At 72.7% G+C, this 19394-nt stretch carries 17 protein-coding genes and 1 riboswitch; of the genes, 4 read left to right on the top strand and 13 right to left on the bottom strand.

What is annotated here, in order from left to right:
- The first annotated feature begins 79 nt into the window (after positions 1-79).
- Positions 80-757, top strand: a complete 678-nt coding sequence (locus ABZ805_RS07985) for an LON peptidase substrate-binding domain-containing protein (protein ID WP_358436075.1) — start codon at positions 80-82, stop codon at positions 755-757.
- Between the two features lie 54 nt (positions 758-811).
- Positions 812-1771: a hypothetical protein gene (locus ABZ805_RS07980; RefSeq protein ID WP_358436072.1), complete on the top strand. Its 960-nt coding sequence runs from the start codon at positions 812-814 to the stop codon at positions 1769-1771.
- A gap of 31 nt (positions 1772-1802) precedes the next feature.
- Here the strand turns inward: ABZ805_RS07980 and ABZ805_RS07975 are convergent, their stop codons facing one another.
- Positions 1803-2393, bottom strand: a complete 591-nt coding sequence (locus ABZ805_RS07975; protein ID WP_358436070.1) for a DUF2567 domain-containing protein — start codon at positions 2391-2393, stop codon at positions 1803-1805.
- Between the two features lie 425 nt (positions 2394-2818).
- Here ABZ805_RS07975 and ABZ805_RS07970 point away from each other — a divergent pair, with 425 nt between their 5' ends.
- Positions 2819-4768 carry an arabinofuranosyltransferase gene (locus ABZ805_RS07970; RefSeq protein ID WP_358436067.1) on the top strand — a complete coding sequence of 650 codons (1950 nt, stop codon included), beginning with the start codon at positions 2819-2821 and terminating at the stop codon, positions 4766-4768.
- 53 nt (positions 4769-4821) lie between these two features.
- Here ABZ805_RS07970 and ABZ805_RS07965 read toward each other — a convergent pair whose 3' ends face one another.
- Positions 4822-6042, bottom strand: a complete 1221-nt coding sequence (locus ABZ805_RS07965; protein ID WP_358436065.1) for a cytochrome P450 — start codon at positions 6040-6042, stop codon at positions 4822-4824.
- 622 nt (positions 6043-6664) lie between these two features.
- Here ABZ805_RS07965 and ABZ805_RS07960 point away from each other — a divergent pair.
- The gene (locus ABZ805_RS07960; protein WP_358436062.1) at positions 6665-7753 is read left to right on the top strand and encodes an AsnC family protein; all 1089 of its coding nucleotides are present in this window, start codon (positions 6665-6667) and stop codon (positions 7751-7753) included.
- A 237-nt stretch (positions 7754-7990) separates the two neighbouring features.
- On the opposite strand, the gene ABZ805_RS07955 is transcribed toward ABZ805_RS07960, so the two are convergent.
- The 11 genes from ABZ805_RS07955 to pgeF form a co-directional block, all read right to left on the bottom strand.
- Positions 7991-8362, bottom strand: a complete 372-nt coding sequence (locus ABZ805_RS07955; RefSeq protein WP_358436060.1) for a hypothetical protein — start codon at positions 8360-8362, stop codon at positions 7991-7993.
- A gap of 97 nt (positions 8363-8459) precedes the next feature.
- Positions 8460-9392 carry an RluA family pseudouridine synthase gene (locus ABZ805_RS07950; RefSeq protein WP_358436057.1) on the bottom strand — a complete coding sequence of 311 codons (933 nt, stop codon included), beginning with the start codon at positions 9390-9392 and terminating at the stop codon, positions 8460-8462.
- Positions 9389-10102, bottom strand: coding sequence for a signal peptidase II (lspA, locus tag ABZ805_RS07945; RefSeq protein WP_358436055.1), 714 nt, complete (start codon positions 10100-10102; stop codon positions 9389-9391). The genes ABZ805_RS07950 and lspA overlap by 4 nt, the downstream gene beginning before the upstream one ends.
- A gap of 34 nt (positions 10103-10136) precedes the next feature.
- Positions 10137-11465, bottom strand: coding sequence for an aminotransferase class V-fold PLP-dependent enzyme (locus tag ABZ805_RS07940; RefSeq protein WP_358436206.1), 1329 nt, complete (start codon positions 11463-11465; stop codon positions 10137-10139).
- A gap of 71 nt (positions 11466-11536) precedes the next feature.
- A riboswitch (SAM riboswitch) is annotated at positions 11537-11651 on the bottom strand.
- A gap of 125 nt (positions 11652-11776) precedes the next feature.
- Positions 11777-14965, bottom strand: a complete 3189-nt coding sequence (ileS, locus tag ABZ805_RS07935; RefSeq protein WP_358436052.1) for an isoleucine--tRNA ligase — start codon at positions 14963-14965, stop codon at positions 11777-11779.
- A 377-nt stretch (positions 14966-15342) separates the two neighbouring features.
- A complete protein-coding gene (locus tag ABZ805_RS07930; RefSeq protein ID WP_358436050.1) occupies positions 15343-15819 on the bottom strand; it encodes a hypothetical protein in 477 nt (158 codons plus the stop codon).
- A 117-nt stretch (positions 15820-15936) separates the two neighbouring features.
- Positions 15937-16764, bottom strand: coding sequence for a DivIVA domain-containing protein (locus ABZ805_RS07925; protein ID WP_358436048.1), 828 nt, complete (start codon positions 16762-16764; stop codon positions 15937-15939).
- Positions 16765-16811: 47 nt separating this feature from the next.
- The gene (locus tag ABZ805_RS07920) at positions 16812-17111 is read right to left on the bottom strand and encodes a YggT family protein (RefSeq protein WP_358436045.1); all 300 of its coding nucleotides are present in this window, start codon (positions 17109-17111) and stop codon (positions 16812-16814) included.
- Positions 17112-17130: 19 nt separating this feature from the next.
- Complete coding sequence (gene sepF / locus ABZ805_RS07915; RefSeq protein WP_358436042.1) at positions 17131-17781, bottom strand: cell division protein SepF; 651 nt, start codon at positions 17779-17781, stop codon at positions 17131-17133.
- A 70-nt stretch (positions 17782-17851) separates the two neighbouring features.
- Positions 17852-18589, bottom strand: a complete 738-nt coding sequence (locus ABZ805_RS07910; protein WP_358436039.1) for a YggS family pyridoxal phosphate-dependent enzyme — start codon at positions 18587-18589, stop codon at positions 17852-17854.
- Entirely contained in the window at positions 18586-19305 is a 720-nt protein-coding gene (pgeF, locus tag ABZ805_RS07905; protein ID WP_358436036.1) for a peptidoglycan editing factor PgeF, read from the bottom strand. Before pgeF ends, ABZ805_RS07910 begins: the two co-directional genes overlap by 4 nt.
- Positions 19306-19394 lie beyond the last annotated feature (89 nt).

The raw sequence follows: 19394 nt of genomic DNA, 5'->3' as shown, positions 1-19394 counted from the left end.
CCGGTCCGCCGAACCGGCCGTTCACCAGGGGCGGTCGGACGGTGGCAGATCCGCGGGGCGGGGACGTAGGTTGGCGGTCGTGACCGACACGCTCCCGCTCTTCCCGCTGAGCACCGTGCTGCTCCCCGGCGCCGACCTGCCGCTGCACGTGTTCGAAGCGCGCTACCGGCAACTGGTCCTCGACCTGGTCAACGAGGTCGTCCCGGACCGCCGCTTCGGCGTCGTCGGCATCCGGCAGGGCTGGGAGGTCGGCGACGACAACGTCGACTCGATGTACGACGTGGGGTGCTCCGCGCGGCTGCAGCAGGTGCAGCAGCTGCCGCAGGGCCGCTACGACATCACCGCGGAAGGCGGGCACCGGTTCCGTCTGCTGCAGATCGACCGGGAGGCCGCGCCCTACCTGATGGCCCGGGTGGAATGGCTCCCCGACGACGAACCCGACGAGGACCCGCGGCTGGTCGACCGGCTCGACGAGGCCGCCCGCGAAGCGCACGAGCGCTACCACGGCACCGGATTGCGCGGCGACCACTACGAACCCGCGGCCGCCGACCTCGAACCGGGCGAGCTGTCCTACGCGCTGGCGGAGGACTGCGTGCTCAGCACCGACGACCGCCAGGCGCTGCTCGCCGAGACCGATCCGCTGGCCCGGCTGCGGCTGGTGCGGCGGCTGCTCGCGCGGGAGGCGCAGTTCCTGCGGGAACTGCGGGCCGTCCCGGCGCCGCTCGCCGAATTCGCCGAGCAGACCAGCGTGAACTGACCGCTCCGCGCAACACCGCCCGGCCGCTCGCGGCCGCTCGCTAGGATCTCGCCCATGTCATCACCTGGTGGGCCGGGGAACCCGGAGAACGGCGAGCCCTGGGGCGGTCGCGGCAGCTGGGGGGCGCAGCCCGGGCAGCAGGGCGGGCCGCCGTACCAGGGCGGCATGCGCTACCAGGGCTTCGGCACGTTCGACCGTCCGCAGGAACCGACCGCGCCACCGCCGGTCGCACCGCTGCCTCCCCCGCCACCGCCGTCCCCGCCGCGGCGGAACCGCGGTCCGCTGATCGCGCTGTGCGCGGCGGTGGCCGTGGTGCTGGTCGTGGTGGTCACCGCGGTCGTCTTCGGCGGCTCCGGCGGGGACGACGACGCGCGGGCCGGGTCGGCGCCCGCCCCCACTTCAGCCGCACCGGAGACCTCCGCCGCGACGGCGCCCGGCACGTCCGCGCCCACCTCGGCCGGGCCGCCGCCCGAACCGCTGGAACCGGGCTGGCAGGCGGTGCCGGTGCCGAAGCGGAACGCCGCCTACGACGTGCCGCCGGGCTGGGAGCTGCAGTCGCCCGGCAGCCTGGTCGGGTTCGGGGAGACCGAGGACGACCCGGTGACCGTGAGCGGAGTCGCGCTCTACCAGCACGGCTACTGCCCGGACCGCAGCGGCAGCTTCCGCGGGCTCGCCGGTGCCACCGCGCGGCGCGGCCCGGACGCGGCGGCGATCGCCACCGACATGGCCCGCCGGTTCTCGGAGCTCGCCTACGGCGCCGACGCCCGGATCGAGCTCACGCCGCCGCAGCCGGCGGTGCTGCCCGGCGGGCTCCCCGGGCACAAGGTGGTCGCCACCGTGTTCCCCGCGCCCGCGGCGTGCGGCTCGCCGAGCGCGGTGGTCAACGTGCTCACCACCGACGGCTCCGGCGGGACCGCGGTGGTGCACGTCGCGGCCGCGGACCAGGAGGTGCCGGACGCGGTGACCCCCGACGTGCTCGACCGCATCACGGCCTCGGTGCGGCCCGCGGGCTGACCCGATCGGCCTCCAGCGGGGCGGACGTCGATCAGCTGCGGCGGCCCAGGTCGTCGAAGCCGTTCCAGGACGCCGCGAGGCCGTAGCCGAGCGCCAGCCCGAACGGCTGCACCAGCACGGCCCACGAGGTGCCCACCGCGGGCGGAACGGTGAGCGCGGAGCCGTAGCCCAGGTCGGCGGGCCACGGGTACAGCTCGCCCGCGAACGTCGACCCCATCCGCATCGCCAGCCACGCCGAGACGAGCGAGCCGAGCGCCGCGGCGACCAGCAGCACCGGCCCGCGCCGCCTGCGGAACGTCCACAACACGGCCGCGGTGACGATGCCGGTGGCGAAGGACAGCAGCAGGAACAGCGCCAGCGCGTCGAACTCGTGGTAGCTCTCCACGATCTGCGCGGGCACCGGCGTCCCGCTGCGGCCGAGCAGGCTCGCCTGCGGCGGCGCGAGCCGGGACCACACCCACCCCAGCGGCATCCCGAGCAGCGCCACCAGGGACAGCGCGCTCAGCGCAGGCAGCAGGTCGGCGCGCACCGCGACCCGCGAGGTCCGCTCGTCCGGGCCGGGCACGCGCACCGCCCCGGCGGGTTCGGGTGTTCCGCTGGCCTCGACCGCTCCTGATGACAACAGCCGACCCTCCTCGGTGATGTGGCGAGCACTGGCTCGCGCCGCGTCTTCGTCTTGTCGGCGGCGGAGCCGTCGAGCAGCGACCACCGGCTCGACCGGCACCGCCGCGAGTTCTCAGCGGTCCTCCCGCGAGGACGCGATGTCACGGGTGGCGGAGCCGGTCGAGAGATCGATCCCGCAGCGGGAAGGCCGTCGAGGTTCCGCCACCCGTCCCCCGCAACAGGAGCGGGACGAGCCCACAGCACCCTAGCGGGTGATCGCGGTCGGCCTTCCAGGCGCGGCGCGGGTGTCCGGTGGCCATCCTCTATTCTGCGCGGGCGTCCTGTCCCCCACTTCCGAAGGATCGAACTCACGTGGCGGGAACCTTGCCGAGTCCGGTGCTGACCGGACCCCGATCGATCGATGCGCCGCGCCGGGACTCCGCCGTGCGACTTCCCTTGCGCAGCACCGTTGCCGAACTGGTCGCCGGGTCGATCGTCGCCGCCGTGGTGAGCCTCGTCCTGCAGTTCGCGGTGGCGCGCCTCGGCATCAGCGAACCGAGCTTCGCGCCGGAGGCGCTGGCCTCGCTCGGCGCCGCGCTGGTGTTGTTGATCACGTTCGCGCTGCTGGCGGCCGGTCCCACCCGGTTACCGCGCCCGGTGCGGCTGGCGGGGACGTGGGCCGCGCTGTCCACGTTCACCACGCTGGCGCTGGCGATTCCGCTGCAGGCGACGCGGTACTACTTCGGCGGTTCGTCGACGGACAACGCGTTCCGCCTGCAGTACATGACCCGGATGGCGTCCGCCTGGGACCTGTCCGACATGAACTACGCGGGCGTCGCGCCGTACTACCCGGGCGGCTGGTTCTGGCTGGGCGGCAGGTTCGCGAACCTGCTCGGCTGGGAGGGCTGGGCGGCGTACAAGCCGTACGCGCTGATCTGGGTGGCGGTGACGAGCGTCGTCGCGTTCACGCTGTGGAGCGTCGTGGTGCGCAGGCGGCTGGCGCTGCTGGCCGCGATCGCGACCTCGCTGGCGGGGATGCTGCACGGCATCGAGGAGCCGTACGCGTGGCCGTCTGCGGCGTGGCTGGCGCCGATCGCGGTGCTGACCTGGCACGCGATGCGCCGCGAGGAGCGCGCCCCGCGCTGGACGCTGGTGTGCATCGGCGGGTACGTCGGGTTCGCGGCGATCACCTACACCCTGCACTTCGGCTTCGCGGTGCTGCTGATCGTGGCGATGGCCGTGGTGGTCGGCGTGTTCCGGGTGCGTCGCGGCGAGCGGGTGTGGCCGACGGTCCAGCGCATGTTCTTCCGGCTGCTGCCGATCGGCGTGGTCAGCGGGCTCGTGTCGCTGCTGGTGTGGCTGCCGTACGTGCTGGCCACGCACGTGTTCACCGACAACCCGCGCAGCGCGGCGCTGCACTACCTGCCGGAGGACGGTTCGTTCCTGCCGGTGCCGATGATGTCGGCGAGCCCGGTCGGCGCGCTGTGCCTGGCGGGGTTCGCCTGGCTGGTGCTGCGGGCGCGGCGCAGCGAGGTCGCGGCGGCGATGCTGACCGTGGTGGTCGCGATCTACACCTGGTTCGGGCTCTCGACGCTGGCGCTGGTGGCGAAGACGACGCTGCTCGCGTTCCGGTTGAACGTGATCCTGGGCGTCGTGCTGGCGGTGGCCGGGGTGTTCGCGGTGCTGGAGTTCATCGGCTGGCTGCGGGAGCGGGTGGACGCGGCCTACGCCGCGCGGATCACGGTCCTGTCCTGCGCGCTGGGGCTGCTCGGCGCGATCACGTTGACGCAGGGCGCGATCGGCAGCGCGCTGGCGCCGTCCGCGGACCAGGCCTACGAGGACTACTACCCGACGGGCGACAACGCGAAGGGCGCGCGCGATCCGGAGCAGACCGGTTCGTGGGCCGACGACGTGTACCGGGAGGTGTCGCAGCTGACCGGTCGCCCGCCGCAGCGGAACCTGCTGCTGACCACCGACTACAAGCTGCTGTCGTTCCAGCCGTACTGGAGCTTCCAGCAGGAGACGCCGCACTACGCGAACCCGCTGGCCGACTACGACGGGCGGACCGCGGAGATCGAGCGCTGGACGAAGGCGCGCAGCGGCGCGGAGCTGCTGGACATGCTGCAGCACAGCCGGTTCACCACGCCGAACGTGTTCATCCTCCGCAACCAGGACAGCCCGGTCGCGTCGGAGGCGGACCAGGAGCGTGCGGCGGACCCGTCGGACGAGAACGGCCGGAAGCTGGCGCTGAACCTCAAGGGCGACGCGTTCCCGCAGCTGCCGAACGTGCGGGACTACGACGTGTTCTTCGACCCGGCCGCGTTCGACGACCCGCGGTTCGAGCGCCGCGAGGTGGGGCCGTACACCGTGATCGCGCTGCGCGACGCGCGCTGATCCCCGCGACACGACCGCGCCCCCGGGGTTCCTCCCCGGGGGCGCGGTGCGTTTCAGGACAGCCGGATCGGCAGCGCTTCGAGCCCGTGCACGAGGGTGCTGGGCCGCCACCGGAGTTCCGCCGGGTCCACGGCGAGGCGCAGGTCGGGGAAGCGCTCCAGCAGCCCGCGCACCGCGATCCGCGCTTCGAGCCGGGCCAGCGAGGCGCCGAGGCAGAAGTGGATGCCGTGCCCGAACCCGAGGTGCCCGGTGCTGGAGCGGCTCAGGTCGAACTCGTCGGGCCGGTCGAAGCGTCGCTCGTCCCGGTTCGCCGAACCGAGCGACACCAGCACGAGCTCGCCCGCCGGGATCTCCACGTCGCCGAGCAGCACCGGTTCGGCGGTGTGCCGCATCGTCGCCAGGTTCACCGGGCTCTCGTGCCGCAGCGTCTCCTCGATCGCGTCGTCGACGAGGTCCGGGTCGGCGCGCACCTCGGCCAGCCGTTCCGGGTTGCCGAGCAGGTCGTAGACGCAGTTGCCGATGAGGTTCACCGTCGTCTCGTGCCCGGCGGCGAGCAGCAGGAACGCCATGGAGATCAGTTCGGGTTCGCTGAGCCGGTCCGTCCCGTCGGCGGCCGCGATGAGCGCGCTGATCAGGTCGTCGCCGGGTTCCTCGCGCTTGCGGGCGATCAGCCCGGCGGTGTACTCGGCGATGGCGGTCCCGGCCGAGTTGATCGTCTCGGCGTCGGCGCCGTTGACCAGCGCCGTCGTCCAGCGCTTGAAGTCCTCGTGGCGCTCCTGCTCCACTCCGAGCATCTCGGAGATCACGATGATGGGCAGCGGGAACGCGAACTCGTGCAGCAGGTCGATCTCGCCGCGGCCGGCGATCTCGTCGAGCAGTTCGCCGGTGAGCAGCTCCACGCGGGGCCGCAGGTCCTCGACGCGGCGCGGGGTGAAGCCCTTGAGCACGAGCTTGCGCAGCCGGGAGTGGTCCGGCGGGTCCGTGTTGAGCAGGTGCGCGTTGAGGTCGTCGATGAACTCGGCGCGGTGCGCGCCCTCCCCCAGCTGGTTGTCGATGGCCTTCTTGGTGCCTTCGACGTTCTTCTGCAGCCTCGGATCGGAGAGCGCCTGGCGCGCTTCCGCGTAGCGGGTCACGACCCACACCGGGATGCCTGCCCGGCTGATCACCTTCTGCGCGGGAGCGTCGGCGCGCAGCCGCGCGTAGCGCACGTAGGGGTCCTGCATGAACGCGTCGTCGAGGACGATCGACTCGGCGTTCTCCGTGGTGGCGGACATCGCGTCCTCTCGGGTGGGAGGCTGTCGCGGGACAGTCAACTCGCCGCGATCTGAGAGGATTCTCAGCTTCCGCGGCGGTGCGCGAGCCACCATCCGAGGCGTTCCGCGGGTACCGCCGCGGACGCGGGAGGGACCGTCCGAACAGCCCCTGCCCGCTCACCCGATCAGCAGGATTCGACGCGCCCGGCGCCGAACAGGCCCGTCAGCTCCCCCCTGCGACCCGTCCTCGGTGGACAGCTGGACAGCGCCGAGCACCGAGCACCAGGCGCGCACCTGGCGGTGGCCCCGGCACGGTGTGCTCCTCCGGCGCGATCGGCTCGGGACGGGCGCGGACCGTCCGGCGGCCTCCCCCATCGCCGCGAACGGCGGCGGACCGGCCGGGAAGCGCACCGGCCGCGGGGCGCGACACCGACCCGATCGGCGGTGCCGACGAGCGAAGGGGTGGTCACGGCGGCGCCGGACCGCGACCATCTCCGGGCGCGATCCGCGACCCTGCCGGGCGTGCCGCGGATCGGTCCCCAGCCGGATCGATCCCGAGCTCGACGAGCTCGGCGGACCGGGTTCCCGCGAACATCCCGCCCTTGCGGACGGTGATCGTTCCTAGGGGGTAGCGTGGCCTGACGTGACCGCTCCTGATCCCGTGGACGTACGTCTGCTCACCGCCGTCGCCGAATCCGGGCGCGCCGCGGTGCACGAGATCGCGTCGCGGCTCGGGATGGACGTCCGCGACGTGGCCGCCCGGCTCGCCGTGCTCTCCACCACCGGTCTCCCCATGGTCGTCGGCGTCGAGTGCGACCCGGTCGGCATCCGCAACGCGGTCGCCGCCGCCAACGCCTGGACCCAGGCCAGCGGCGGATACCAGGTGCCCAATCCGCCCAGCGGTGGGTACCAGGTGCCGAACCCGCCGAGCGGCGGCCACCAGGTGCACGGCGGCCCCAGCGGGGCGCACAGCGGCGGACACCCCGGCCAGAACCAGACCGGCGGCGCGCAACCGTTCACCCCCGCCGGACCGCCCGCCTCCCTCGGCCAGCCGCAGCAGGCCAGGCCCGCACCGGCGCCCGGACCGCAGCAGGCACCTCAGAACACCTGGGGCCCGCCCGGCTCCGCCGCTTGGGCGCGCGGCGACCAGCAGCAGCGGCCCCCGCAACCCGGCCAGCCCGCGGCCGGACCGCAATCAGGACCGCATTCCGGGCCGCAACCGGCCCAGGCCGCCCCGCAGAACCAGCAGACCCAGCAGGTCGCGAACCCGCACGCACCCACCGCCAAGACCGCGGTGCCCGCCGCGGCCCGCACCGGCAAGGTCGGCACCAAGCTCGACGTGGACGGCCCCGAAGGCGAGCGGATCACCATCCAGCTCGTCGAAGTCGTCGACCCCGCCGACTTCCTGTACACCGCCGCCGGCTACCAGCTGCAAGAAGGCGAACGCTCCGTCGTCGTGCACACCGAGCTCACCAACCGCAGCCCCATGCCGTTCACCTCGCTGCCCGACCTCTACCTGGTGCTGGTCGCCGAAGACGGCTCCACCGTGGGCAAAGCACCGGTCGCGCTGTCCTCCCGGCCGCCGCACCGCATCGGCGTCCCGCCCGGCGAAACCGCGGGCGGGCACACCGTCTACGTGCTGCCGGAGGACACCGAGCTGTCCACGGTGCGGTGGACCATGAGACCAGGAGACGAACACCGAACCCTGCACTGGGACATCACTGATCTCTGATCCGGCTCGTTCTGCTCGGTGGGGGCGGGTGGCGGAACCTCAGCGGGCCCCTCGCTGCGGGATCGATTTCACCGGTGGCTCCGCCACAGGAGAAATCGCTGTCCTCGCGAGGAACCCGCTGAGAACCCGCTGCGGTGCCGGTTGCTCGGGTGGTCTCCGCTCAGCGGCTTCGCCGCTGACAGGCGAAAAAGACCTGGCCCAGCGCAGAGTCGCGGCGGTTCGATCCAATGTGGACTGTCAGGTGGTGCGGCGGCGGACCCAGTCGAGGGGGCCGGGGCGAGGGCGCTCGGGACGGCGTTCGCGGCGCTGGAGGGTGGGCCAGTCCCCTGCGTCCGCCGATGAATCCGCGACGGGGTCCGCGCCCAGCACCGCCGGGCCCGCGCGGCCGACGTCCTCGGCCGCGAGCAGCTCCGCGAGCCCCAGCTGGCCCGGATCGGTCCGCTCCGCATCGGTGGTGGGCCAGTCCTCGGCCTCCGCGCGCCCGTCCCGCCGCGCGGGTCCAGGCGGCGGCGAACCGCCCAACGACAGGCCCGTCGGCGGCGTCGGCGTGTCGTCGGTGAACTCCTCGCGACGCCCGTCGAACGCCCCGCCCGCTCCGGCCTGGGTCATCGGCCCCTCCCCACCGCTCCTGGATCAGTACGACCACGCTACGCGATCGTCCGACCGCGCCTGGACGAAGATCATCACAAGGCGCGGCGAGAGCGGCTCAGGAGTCCTGTTCGCGCAGGACGTCGAGGGCGTGCTGCAGATCGTCCGGGTAGTCGCTGGTGAACGTCACCCACTGCCCGTCGGCGGGGTGCTCGAAGCCCAGCATCCGGGCGTGCAGCCACTGCCTGCCCAGCTGCAGCCGCCGCGCCAGCACCGGGTCCGCCCCGTAGGTGAGATCGCCCGCGCACGGATGCCGGACCGCGGAGAAGTGCACCCGGATCTGGTGCGTGCGCCCGGTCTCCAGCTTCACGTCCACCAAGGACGCGGCGCGGAACGCCTCCACCGTCTCGTAGTGGGTGATGCTCGGCTTGCCACCGCTGACCACGGCGAACTTGTAGTCGTGCTTGGGGTGCCGGTCGATCGGCGCGTCGATGGTGCCGCTGCTCGGATCGGGGTGGCCCTGCACCAGCGCGTGGTAGCGCTTCTCCACGGTGCGTTCCTTGAAGGCCCGCTTCAGCGCGGTGTAGGCGTGCTCGCTCTTCGCCGCGACCATGACGCCGGTGGTGCCCGCGTCGAGCCGGTGCACCACGCCCTGGCGCTCCGCGGCGCCCGAGGTCGCGATCTGCACGCCCGCCGCGGCGAGCCCGCCGATCACGGTGGGTCCCTCCCAGCCGGGGCTGGGGTGCACGGCGACGCCGATGGGCTTGTCCACCACGACGATGTCGTCGTCCTGGTGCAGGATCCGCAGGCCTTCCACCGGGACCGCGACCACTTCCGGTTCCGGCCGGGCCGCGGGCAGCGTCACCTCCACCAGTCCGCCCGCGATGAGCCGGTCCGACTTGCCGACGGGGGCGCCGTCCAGCAGCACCTCACCGGATTCGGCGAGCCCCGCCACCGTGCTCCGGGACAGCCCGAGCAGCTTCGCCAGACCCGCATCGACCCGCATGCCTTCGAGGCCGTCCGGGACCGGGAGCATCCGCAGATCGCTCATGCCCGGTCCTCGCGCTTCTTGCGGGTGTGCACGGAGCCGTCGTAATCCCGGCCGAACAGCGACAGGAGCACCACGAGGATTCCGCCGCACACGATGGACGAGTCGGCGACGTTGAACACCGGCCACACGCTGCCGTCCGGCGCGAACAGCGACACGAAGTCCACCACGTGCCCGCGCAGCGGCCCCGGTTCCCGGAACAGCCGGTCGACCAGGTTCCCGCAGGCCCCGCCCAGCACCAGGCCGAGCCCCACGGCCCAGCCGGTGGAGCGCAGCTTCGGCGCCAGCCACACGATGACGCCGACGACGGCGATCGCCAGCAGCGCCAGCAGCCAGGTCATGCCGGTGGCCAGCGAGAACGCGGCCCCCGGGTTGCGCACCAGCACCAGGTACACGGCACCGCCGAACAGCTCCAGCGGTGGCCGCCCGTCGAGCCGGGCGACGGCGGCGATCTTGGTCAGCACGTCCGCGGCCAGCAGCAGCGCCGCCACCCCGAACAGCAGGACCAGCAGCTTCCGCGGCGCGCGGCCACCGGCGGGTTCGACCGCGGTCGCCCCGGCGACGTCCGAACCCGAGTCCGGCTCGCCTGCGGCGGTACCGCCGTCCCCGCCCGCGGCGGGTCGCGCTTCCGGTTCTGAGGTCGAGCCCGCGCCGTCGGCGGGGTTCGATCCGGGCTGCTCGGAGTCGGACTGCTCGGTGTTCACCCGGCCCATTCTCCCCGACCGCCGATCGGTCGTTCGCAGCGGCTCACGCCAACGCGGCGGGGAACTCGCGCGGATCGTCGGCGGGCACCCAGCGGCCGCCGTCCAGTTCGTAGCTCCACTGCGGCCCGTGGGCGACCAGCTCGCGCAGCGCGGTGACGATCCGGTCCACGTGCTCGACGGTGGTGCCGAGGCCGAGGCTGATCCGGACCGCGCGCTGCGCGTCGGTGCCTGCCAGCAGGTGCCGCACGGCGCGGTGCGCGCAGAACAGCCCGTCCCGCACGCCGATGCCGTGCTCCGCGGACAGCGCCGCGGCCAGCAGGCCCGGGTCCTGGCCGTCCACGGTGAAGCCGACCACGCCGACCCGGTCGTGCTCGGGCCCGAACAGGCTCAGCTCGCGCAGCCCGGGCACGGTGGCGAGCCCGGCGCGGAGCCTGCGCAGCAGCAGGTCCTCGTGCCCCTCGATCGCCTCGGCGTGCTCGGCGATCACCTCGCAGGCCTTGGCGAGCGCGTGCACGCCGACCGTGTTCGGCGACCCGGCCTCGTGCCGTTCGGGACCGGTGTTCCAGTCGATCTCGCCCTCGTCGGGGACCGAGCGGGTGGCGCCGCCCCCGGCCAGGTACGGCTCGGCCCGGTCCAGCCAGTCGTCGCGGCCGATGAGCGCGCCCGCGCCGAACGGGGCGTAGAGCTTGTGGCCGGACAGCACCGCGTGGTCCACGCCGAGGTCGGCGATGCGGATCGGGCGGTGCGGGGCGAGCTGGGCGGCGTCGAGCACGGTGCGGGCGCCGTGCGCACGCGCGACGCGGGCGAGTTCGGCGATCGGCCACAGCTCGCCGGTCACGTTGGAGGCGCCGGTCAGCACCGCGAGCTTCGGCCCGTCGGCGCACTCGGCGAGCGCGGCGTCGAGCAGCCGCACCGCGTCCTGCGGGCTCTCCGGGATGTCGAGGCGGTGCAGCCGCTCCCCCGCCCACGGCAGCAGCGCCGCGTGGTGCTCGGTGTCGAACACGACCACCGAGGTGTCCGCGGGCAGCGCACCGGCCAGCAGGTTCAGCGCGTCCGTGGTGTTCCGGGTGAAGATCACCGAGTCGGTGCGGCGGGCGCCGACGAACCGGCGCAGCACGTCCCGAGCGCCCTCGTAGACCCGGGTGCACACCTGGGAGGCGAACCCGGCGCCGCGGTGCACGCTGGCGTACCAGGGCAGCAGCTCGTTCACGGCGTCGCGCACCGCGTTCAGGCAGGGCGCGCTGGCCCCGTGGTCCAGGTTGGCGTACTCGGCGGAACCGCCGGTGACCAGCGGGACCTGGAGCTGCGCGCCGACGACCGCGGGCACCACGGGAACGGAGTCCACGACGGACCAGATCGGGGTTTCGGCGATCTCACCGGCGGCGGAGCGAACGGCTGACGACACGATGCCTCCTGGGGCCTCACCGGGCCCGGAGCATTCGGGGCCCGCGCTTGCCGACCGCCCTGCGCGATCGGCCAGGTCCTCACCCGGGGCACCCCACCGCGGTAGGAGGGTTGCCGACCAGCAAACCGGGGTTTCCCGCTGGCACTCATGACCTTCGACGACGAACCTTAAGGACCACCCCCCGCCGCGCGCAACCGTCCGGTGCGAAGTGGGAGGTGTGCCACGCCCGTCCGGGCGGGTCCGCGAAGGATCTCGCGGACCCGCCCGGGGGCGGCCGATCAGACGCGTTCGACGGCGACCGAGACGTCCACGCCGTCCCCGACGCTGCCCGCGGAACCACCCGCGGCCGCGCCCTCGGACACGACATCGGCGAGGGTTTCGGCGGCGATGAACTCGCGGTGCGCGTCCACCGCGGCCAGCACCTCCGCGGGCGCGGAGACCTCGACGCGGATGCGGTCGGAGATCTCGAACCCGGCGTCCCGGCGCGCCTGCTGCACGACGCGCACCAGGTCGCGGGCCACGCCTTCGGCGGCCAGCTCCGAGGTGACGTCGCAGTCCAGCACCACCAGCCCGGCCCCGCCCGGCAGCGCGGCCGCGGCACCGGAGTCGGTGGACACCAGCCGCTCGGTGAACTCGCCCTCCTGGAGTTCGGTGCCGTCCGCGACGACGGCACCCGCCGCGTTCCGGGTCCAGTCGCCGGACTTCACGGCCTTGATCACCCGCTGCACGTCCTTGCCGAGCCGGGGTCCTGCGGCGCGGGCGTTCACGGCGATCTCGAACCGGCCGTGCGCGGCGACGTCGGTGGTCAGCTCGACCTCCTTGACGTTCACCTCGTCCCGGATCAGGTCCACGAACGGCTCCAGCGAGCCGGCTTCCGGCATGGCCACGACCAGCTTCGCCAGCGGCAGCCGGACGCGCCGCGAGTTCGACTTCCGCAGGGCCAGCACCGAGGAGCACACCTGCCGCACCCGGTCCATCGCCGAGACCAGCGCCGCGTCCGCGGGCAGCTCGTCGACCAGCGGCCAGTCGGCCAGGTGCACCGAACGGCCACCGGTGAGCCCGCGCCACACCGCCTCCGCGGTCAGCGGCAGCAGCGGCGCCACCACCCGGGAGGTCACCTCCAGCACGGTGTGCAGCGTGTCGATGGCATCGGCGTCCCCGGCCCAGAACCGGTCCCGGGAGCGGCGCACGTACCAGTTCGTCAGGACCTCCAGGAAGTCCCGGACGCTGGCGCACGCCCCCGCCGGGTCGAACACGTCCATCGCGGCCTGCACGTCGCCGACGAGCTCGTGGGTCTTGGCGAGCACGTAGCGGTCCAGCACGTGCTCGCTGTCCACCCGGAACCGGCCCTCGACGCCTTCGGCGTTGGCGTACAGCGCCAGGAAGTACCAGGAGTTCCACAGCGGCAGCACGGCCTGGCGCACCGCATCCCGGATGCCGCGCTCGGTGACCACGAGGTCGCCGCCGCGCAGGATCGGGCTGGCCATCAGGAACCAGCGCATCGCGTCCGAACCGTCGCGGTCGAAGACCTCGTTGACGTCCGGGTAGTTGTTCTTCGACTTCGACATCTTCATGCCGTCGTCGCCGAGCACGATGCCGTGCGCGACCACGTTGGAGAACGCGGGCCGGTCGAACAGCGCGGTCGCCAGCACGTGCAGCAGGTAGAACCAGCCGCGGGACTGGCCGTTGTACTCGACGATGAAGTCGCCCGGGTAGTGGTGCTCGAACCAGTCGGCGTTCTCGAACGGGTAGTGGACCTGCGCGAACGGCATCGCCCCGGACTCGAACCAGCAGTCCAGCACCTCCGGCACCCGCCGCATGGTGGACTTGCCGGTCGGGTCGTCCGGGTTCGGCCGGGTCAGCTCGTCGATGTTCGGCCGGTGCAGGTCGGCGGGCCGCACCCCGAAGTCGCGCTCCAGCTCGTCGAGCGAGCCGTACACGTCGGTGCGCGGGTGCGCCGGGTCGTCCGAGGTCCACACCGGGATCGGCGAACCCCAGAACCGGTTCCGCGAGATGTTCCAGTCGCGGGCGTTGGACAGCCACTTGCCGAACTGGCCGTCCCGGATGTGCCCCGGCACCCAGTTGATCTGCTGGTTGAGCTCGACCATGCGGTCCCGGAACTGGGTGACGGCCACGAACCAGGACGACAGGGCGCGCTGGATCAGCGCGTTGTCGCAGCGCCAGCAGTGCGGGTACGGGTGGTCGTAGGTCTCGTGCCGCAGCAGCAGCCCGGCTTCCTTGAGGTCCCGGATGATCTGCTTGTTCGCCTCGAAGACCTGCTGGCCCTCGTACGGCGGGACCTCGGCGGTGAACCGGCCGCGCGCGTCGACCGGCACGACCGGTTCGATGTCGTGCGCGTCGGTGACGGCCTTGTCCTCCTCACCGAAGGCGGGCGCGATGTGCACGACGCCGGTGCCGTCCTCAGTGGTCACGTAGTCGGCGGGCAGCACCCGGTGGGCGTTCTCCCGCCCGGCGAAGAAGTCGAACGGCGGCCGGTAGCTCGTGCCGACCAGCTCGGCGCCGGTGAACCGGGCGACGACGCGGTCGGCGACGTCCTCGCCGAGCTCCCGCGCGTACGCGCCCAGCCGCGCCTCGGCCAGCAGGTAGCGCTCGCCGCCCTGACCGGGCTCCACGAGCACGTAGTCCACCTCGGGGTGGACCGCGGCCGCGAGGTTCGACGGCAGCGTCCACGGCGTCGTCGTCCACACCAGCGCCAGCGCCCCGTCGAACGCCTTGCCCGGCGCGACGAGCCGCAGGCCCACGGTCACCGCCGGGTCCTGCCGCTGGCGGTAGGTGTCGTCCATCCGAGTCTCGGTGTTGGACAGCGGCGTCTCGCAGCGCCAGCAGTACCAGAGCACCCGGAAGCCCTCGTAGACCAAGCCCTTGTCCCACAAGGTCTTGAAGGCCCACATCACGCTCTCCATGTAGTCCATGTCGAGCGTCTTGTAGTCGTTCTCGAAGTCCACCCAGCGCGCCTGGCGGGTGACGTAGTCCTCCCACTCCCGCGTGTAGCGCAGCACCGAGGCGCGGCAGGCGTCGTTGAACTGGGCGACGCCCATCGACTCGATCTCGGACTTCGAGGTGATGCCGAGCTGCTTCTCCGCCTGCACCTCCGCGGGCAGCCCGTGGCAGTCCCAGCCGAAGCGCCGCTCCACCCGGTGGCCGCGCATCGTCTGGTAGCGCGGCACCGCGTCCTTGACGTACCCGGTGAGCAGGTGCCCGTAGTGCGGCAGGCCGTTCGCGAACGGCGGGCCGTCGTAGAACACGAACTCGTTCGACCCGTTGACGCCCGCGTCCCTGGCCTGCACGCTCTCCCGGAACGTCCCGTCCGCGGACCAGAAGTCGAGCACTTCCCGCTCGATCTGCGGGAAGGACGGTTGTGCGGCCACCCCGCGCTCCTGGGGGGCTGCTCGATCCGCGCCCTCCGGGGCGGGCGTTCCGCCGAATCGGACCTTCGGGTAAGCCATCGCGGGTGTTCTCCTCGCCGGTGTGTCGTCAGCAGCCGCACGGGCATCCGCACTCGATGCCCACACGGGGACGACACGGCGCGCGACCCAATCCGGTCGCCCGCGTCCCGCGGTACCACCCCGCTTGCCGCCGCGAACGCGACGGCCACTCGTTGCCGGCTGTGACGGGCCGAACCCGTCCGGTTCTACTGGGGCGCCGCGGCAGCGCCGCGCCCGTTCTTCCGGAGGCTCCCCGGTGATGGCCGGATCAACGCCGATGCGGGCCGGTCGCTCCCCGGCGACCAGCCCGCATTCAGCATAACCATTCGACGCCACCGGGTTTCCACGGCCACCGCCGCGGTCCGCGCCCAGGGCCCTGAGCGCGCCACCCGGCGGGTTCAGCGCGCGGCGCGCGCCTGACCGGCCAGCACCGCGTCCGGGGTGCAACGGGCGCAGGCGGTGAAGCCCAGCTCCCGGGCTTCCTTCGCCGGCAGGCCCTGCACCTCCCGATCGCCGAGCCATTCGCAGCTGGCCAGGTGGTACCGGGGACGTTCGTCGACGACCACGACCTCGTCGTCCGATTCGGACACCAGCAGCGCGTCCGCCGCGTCGGTGTCCTCCTCGTCCGGTTCCGCATCGGCGTCGACCTCGTCGGCAGGTGCCGCCGGGTCCCGCCCCGCCTCGCCCGCGGCGACCGGCTGCCGCGGCGGTGAGCTCGCTTCCCTCCGCCGCCGCAACCGTTCCACCACGAGCAATGCCGCGGCCAGCACGCTGAGCAGCACCGACAGCCACGCCCATTCCGGGCGTTCGATCAGCACCGACGTCACCAGCACACCGCCGGCCGCCAGGACCAGGAACAGCACTACCAACAACACGCCGAACTCCCCTTCACCGCACCGTGCGGGGACCCCCTTGTCCCCTCCGCAGCCGACCACCGGCGGCCGGATGGCCGTGCGGTGGCTCGCGACCGGCGGATCCGGTCACCGGCCCGTTCAGCCGGCTTCGGCGGCTCGTGCTCCGAAGCTGTAGGTGTTCTGCTGGCCGGCGGCGCGGCTGCCGCTCTCGGCGGGTGCCGCCGATCCGCGGTCCTGCAGTTCACGCAGCTGCGATTCCAGGTAGGTCTGCAACCGGGTGCGGTACTCGCGCTCGAAGGTGCGCAAGGTGTCGATCTTCTTCTCCAGCGCGTTCTTCTCCTGGGTGATGTTGCCCATCACCTCGGCGTGCTTGCGCTGCGCGTCGCGTTCCAGACCGGCGGCCTTCTCGCGGGCCTGCCGTTCCAAGGTCTCGGCCCGGGTGCGGGCGTCGTTCAGCATCGTCTCGGCGCGGGTGCGCGCCTCGTTGACCATGCTGTCGGACTTCGACCGGGCGTCGGAGAGGAGCTGCTCGGACTTGGTCCGGGCCTCCGAGAGCATGCCGTCGGCTTCCGCCTTCGCCTCGCCGGTCAGCCGGTCCGCCATCTCCTGGGCGAGCCCGAGGACCTTGGCGGCCTGCACGTGGTGGTCACCACCGGGCGAGGTCTGCTCTGCCGCGGTGGGTGCCGGGACCGGCGCGAGCCGACGCGGTTCTTCCACCGGAGCGGGGGCGGCGGGAACCGCGGACGCCTGACTGCGGGCGTCGTCGAGATCGACCTGCGCGGTCTGCAGCTGGTTCTCCAGCTGCTCCATCTGGCTGCGCAGATCGTTGTTCTCCTCCACCAACCGGGCGAGCTCGGCTTCAACCAGGTCGAGGAAAGCGTCCACCTCGTCCTCGTTGTAACCGCGCTTCCCGATCGGCGGTTTACTGAACGCGACGTTATGCACGTCGGCGGGGGTCAAGCCCACAAGATCACCTCACGCACTCTTCGGCTGCAGGTCACCCGGGTTCCCCGTTACCCGGTCTGCGTCCACAGTTTCAACAGCAGCTGCATCAGTATGAACACAACCAGCAGCAGCACCATAATGGATAGGTCCAGCCCCACACCGCCGATGCGGACCGTCGGGATCACCCGGCGCAGCAGCCGGATCGGCGGGTCGGTCACTGTGTAGATGCTCTCCAACGCGATTGCAACCCCTCCAGCGGGGCGCCAGTCGCGGGCGAACACCCGGACGAGCTCGATCACGATACGGGCCGTGAGCAGCAGCCAGAAGATGAAGACCGCGTAGTAAAGGACGATCAGCGCCAGTTCCACAGCTCAACTCTGCCACCGGTCACCCGTAGTTGAAAAAGGCACCCTCGGCCAAGCGGCGCTTGTCCTCGGCTGCGACGTCCACGTTCGGGGGTGAGAGCAAGAACACCCGGTTGGTGACCTTCTCGATCGAACCGCGCATCGCGAAGGCCAGACCTGCGGCGAAGTCGACCAGACGCTTGGCGTCCGCTTCGTCCATCTCCGTCAGGTTCATGATCACCGGGGTGCCGTCCCGGTACTGCTCCCCGATCGTGCGGGCCTCGCTGTAGCTGCGAGGATGCAGAGTTGTGATCTTGCTCAAGTTGAAGTGGCTGCCGGTGTCGGTGACGGCCCGCAGCCGGGAGACGGACTCCCGCTCGGCGGCCGTGCGCGCCGCGGTCTCCGGCGTCCACTGCCTGCGGGCCGGCTTGACCTCGCGGTACTCCTCCCCGCGGTGACCGGGGTCCCGGTGCGGGGCCTCGCGGAGCCCGTGATCGTCGAAGCCCTCGTCCGCGGCCGCCTCGTCCTGGTAGCCACCGCGCACTCCGACCCGTCGCCTGCCGACCCGGTCGGCGGGCGCGTCGTACTCGCCCACGTCGCCGTACCGGTCGGGGTAGACCTCGTCGTCGAAGTCGTCGACCTCGTCGGCGGGCACCATGCCGAAGTAGGCCTTCAGCTTGTGCATCGTGCTCATCGGCGTGCCCTTCCTCCGCGACTCCTCCGAGCCGAGCGCGGTTCGACCCGCGTTCGACCCTCCGCCCAGGCTACGGCGAGATTAACCGTCGCCCTCCCAGCAGCGCTGTTCCGACACGCACCCGGGTGGAGCCGTGGGCCACAGCACTCTCCAGATCGCCGCTCATCCCCGCCGAGATCTCCCCAGCTTCGGGGTGGTCCCGGCGCACTCGCGCGGAGATCGCCGAAAGTGTGTCGAAGGCCACTCCCGGAGGCGTGGTCTGCGGTGCCACGGCCATGACTCCGCGCAACCGGAGCTCACTGCGGGCGGCGATGTCGTCGGCGAGCGCGGGAACCTCGGCGGCGGGACAGCCACCGCGACCGGCCGCCTCGTCGAGGTTCACCTGAACGAGAATTTCGAGCGGGCGTGTCCGCTCCCCCGCGTCGAGGGCGTTGCGCACCGCACCGGCCAGCGCCGCTACCAGCCGCGGGCTGTCCGCGGACTCCACCACGTCCGCCCAGCGGGCCACCGAGCGCGCCTTGTTCCGCTGCAGCTGCCCGACCATGTGCCAGCGCGCCGCGGCCTCAGGGCGCAGCTCCGCCAGCTCGGCGACCTTCGGCCGCGCCTCCTGCTCGCGGTTCTCCGCGAACGAGACCAGGCCCAGATCGGTCAGCAGGGCCACGTCCCGCGCCGGGAAGGTCTTGGTCACGGCCAGCAGTTGCACGTCCGCCACCGGCCGACCGGCCGCCGCGCAGGCGTCCGCGAGGCGCTGCCGCACCTCGCCCAGCGACTCGGCGAGCTCCGCGCGGCGCTCGTCGTCCTCGCTCACGACCCGTCCTCCGGCTCGGCCCACACCACGGCGGCGAACCGGCCGGTGCGCGGCCCGTCCCGGCGGTGGCTGAACAGCTCGCGGCTCTCCATCGTGCAGCGCGGGTCGATGCCGATCTTCGCGATGCCCGCGCCCGCCAGCTGCTCCCACAGGCCTGCGCGCAGGTCCAGGCCGGGCGTGCCCTTGCGGGTGCGGCACGCGCTGCCCGGCAGGTACTCCTCGACGTCGTCGCGCATCGCCTCGGGCACCTCGTAGCACTGGCCGCAGGCGGCGGGCCCCAGCAGCGCTTCGATGTCGTCGATCCGGGCGCCCGCGTCGCGCATCGCCTTCAGCGCCTCGACGAGCACGCCCACCCGGGCGCCTACCCGGCCCGCGTGCACCGCGGCCACCACACCGCTCACCGGATCGCCGAGCAGCACCGGCACGCAGTCCGCGGTGAGCACCGCCAGCGCCAGACCGGGCTGCGCGGTCACCACCGCGTCGGTGGCCTCCACCGGCTCCGGGCGCGGACCGTCGACGAGTTCGGCGGTCTTGCCGTGGATCTGCTCCATCCACACCAGCCGCGACGGGTCCAGCCCGATACCGGCGGCGAGCTTGCGCTCGTTCGCCGCGAGCGCCACCGGGTCGTCGCCGACCCGGCCGCCGAGGTTGAACGAGTCGAACGGCGGCTTCGAGCTGCCGCCTTCCCGCGTGGTGATCACGCGCCGGATCCGCACTCCATCACTCCCGTTCTCGAAAGGTCCTGCCGACTCGCGGGGCGGCCGTCCCGGAACACCGTGCCCGCACGTGAACGGGCACCGGGACG

The organism is Saccharopolyspora sp. NPDC047091 (assembly GCF_040643635.1).
Taxonomy (GTDB): Bacteria; Actinomycetota; Actinomycetes; order Mycobacteriales; family Pseudonocardiaceae; genus Saccharopolyspora_C.
This window is presented reverse-complemented; position numbering and strand designations above follow the sequence as displayed.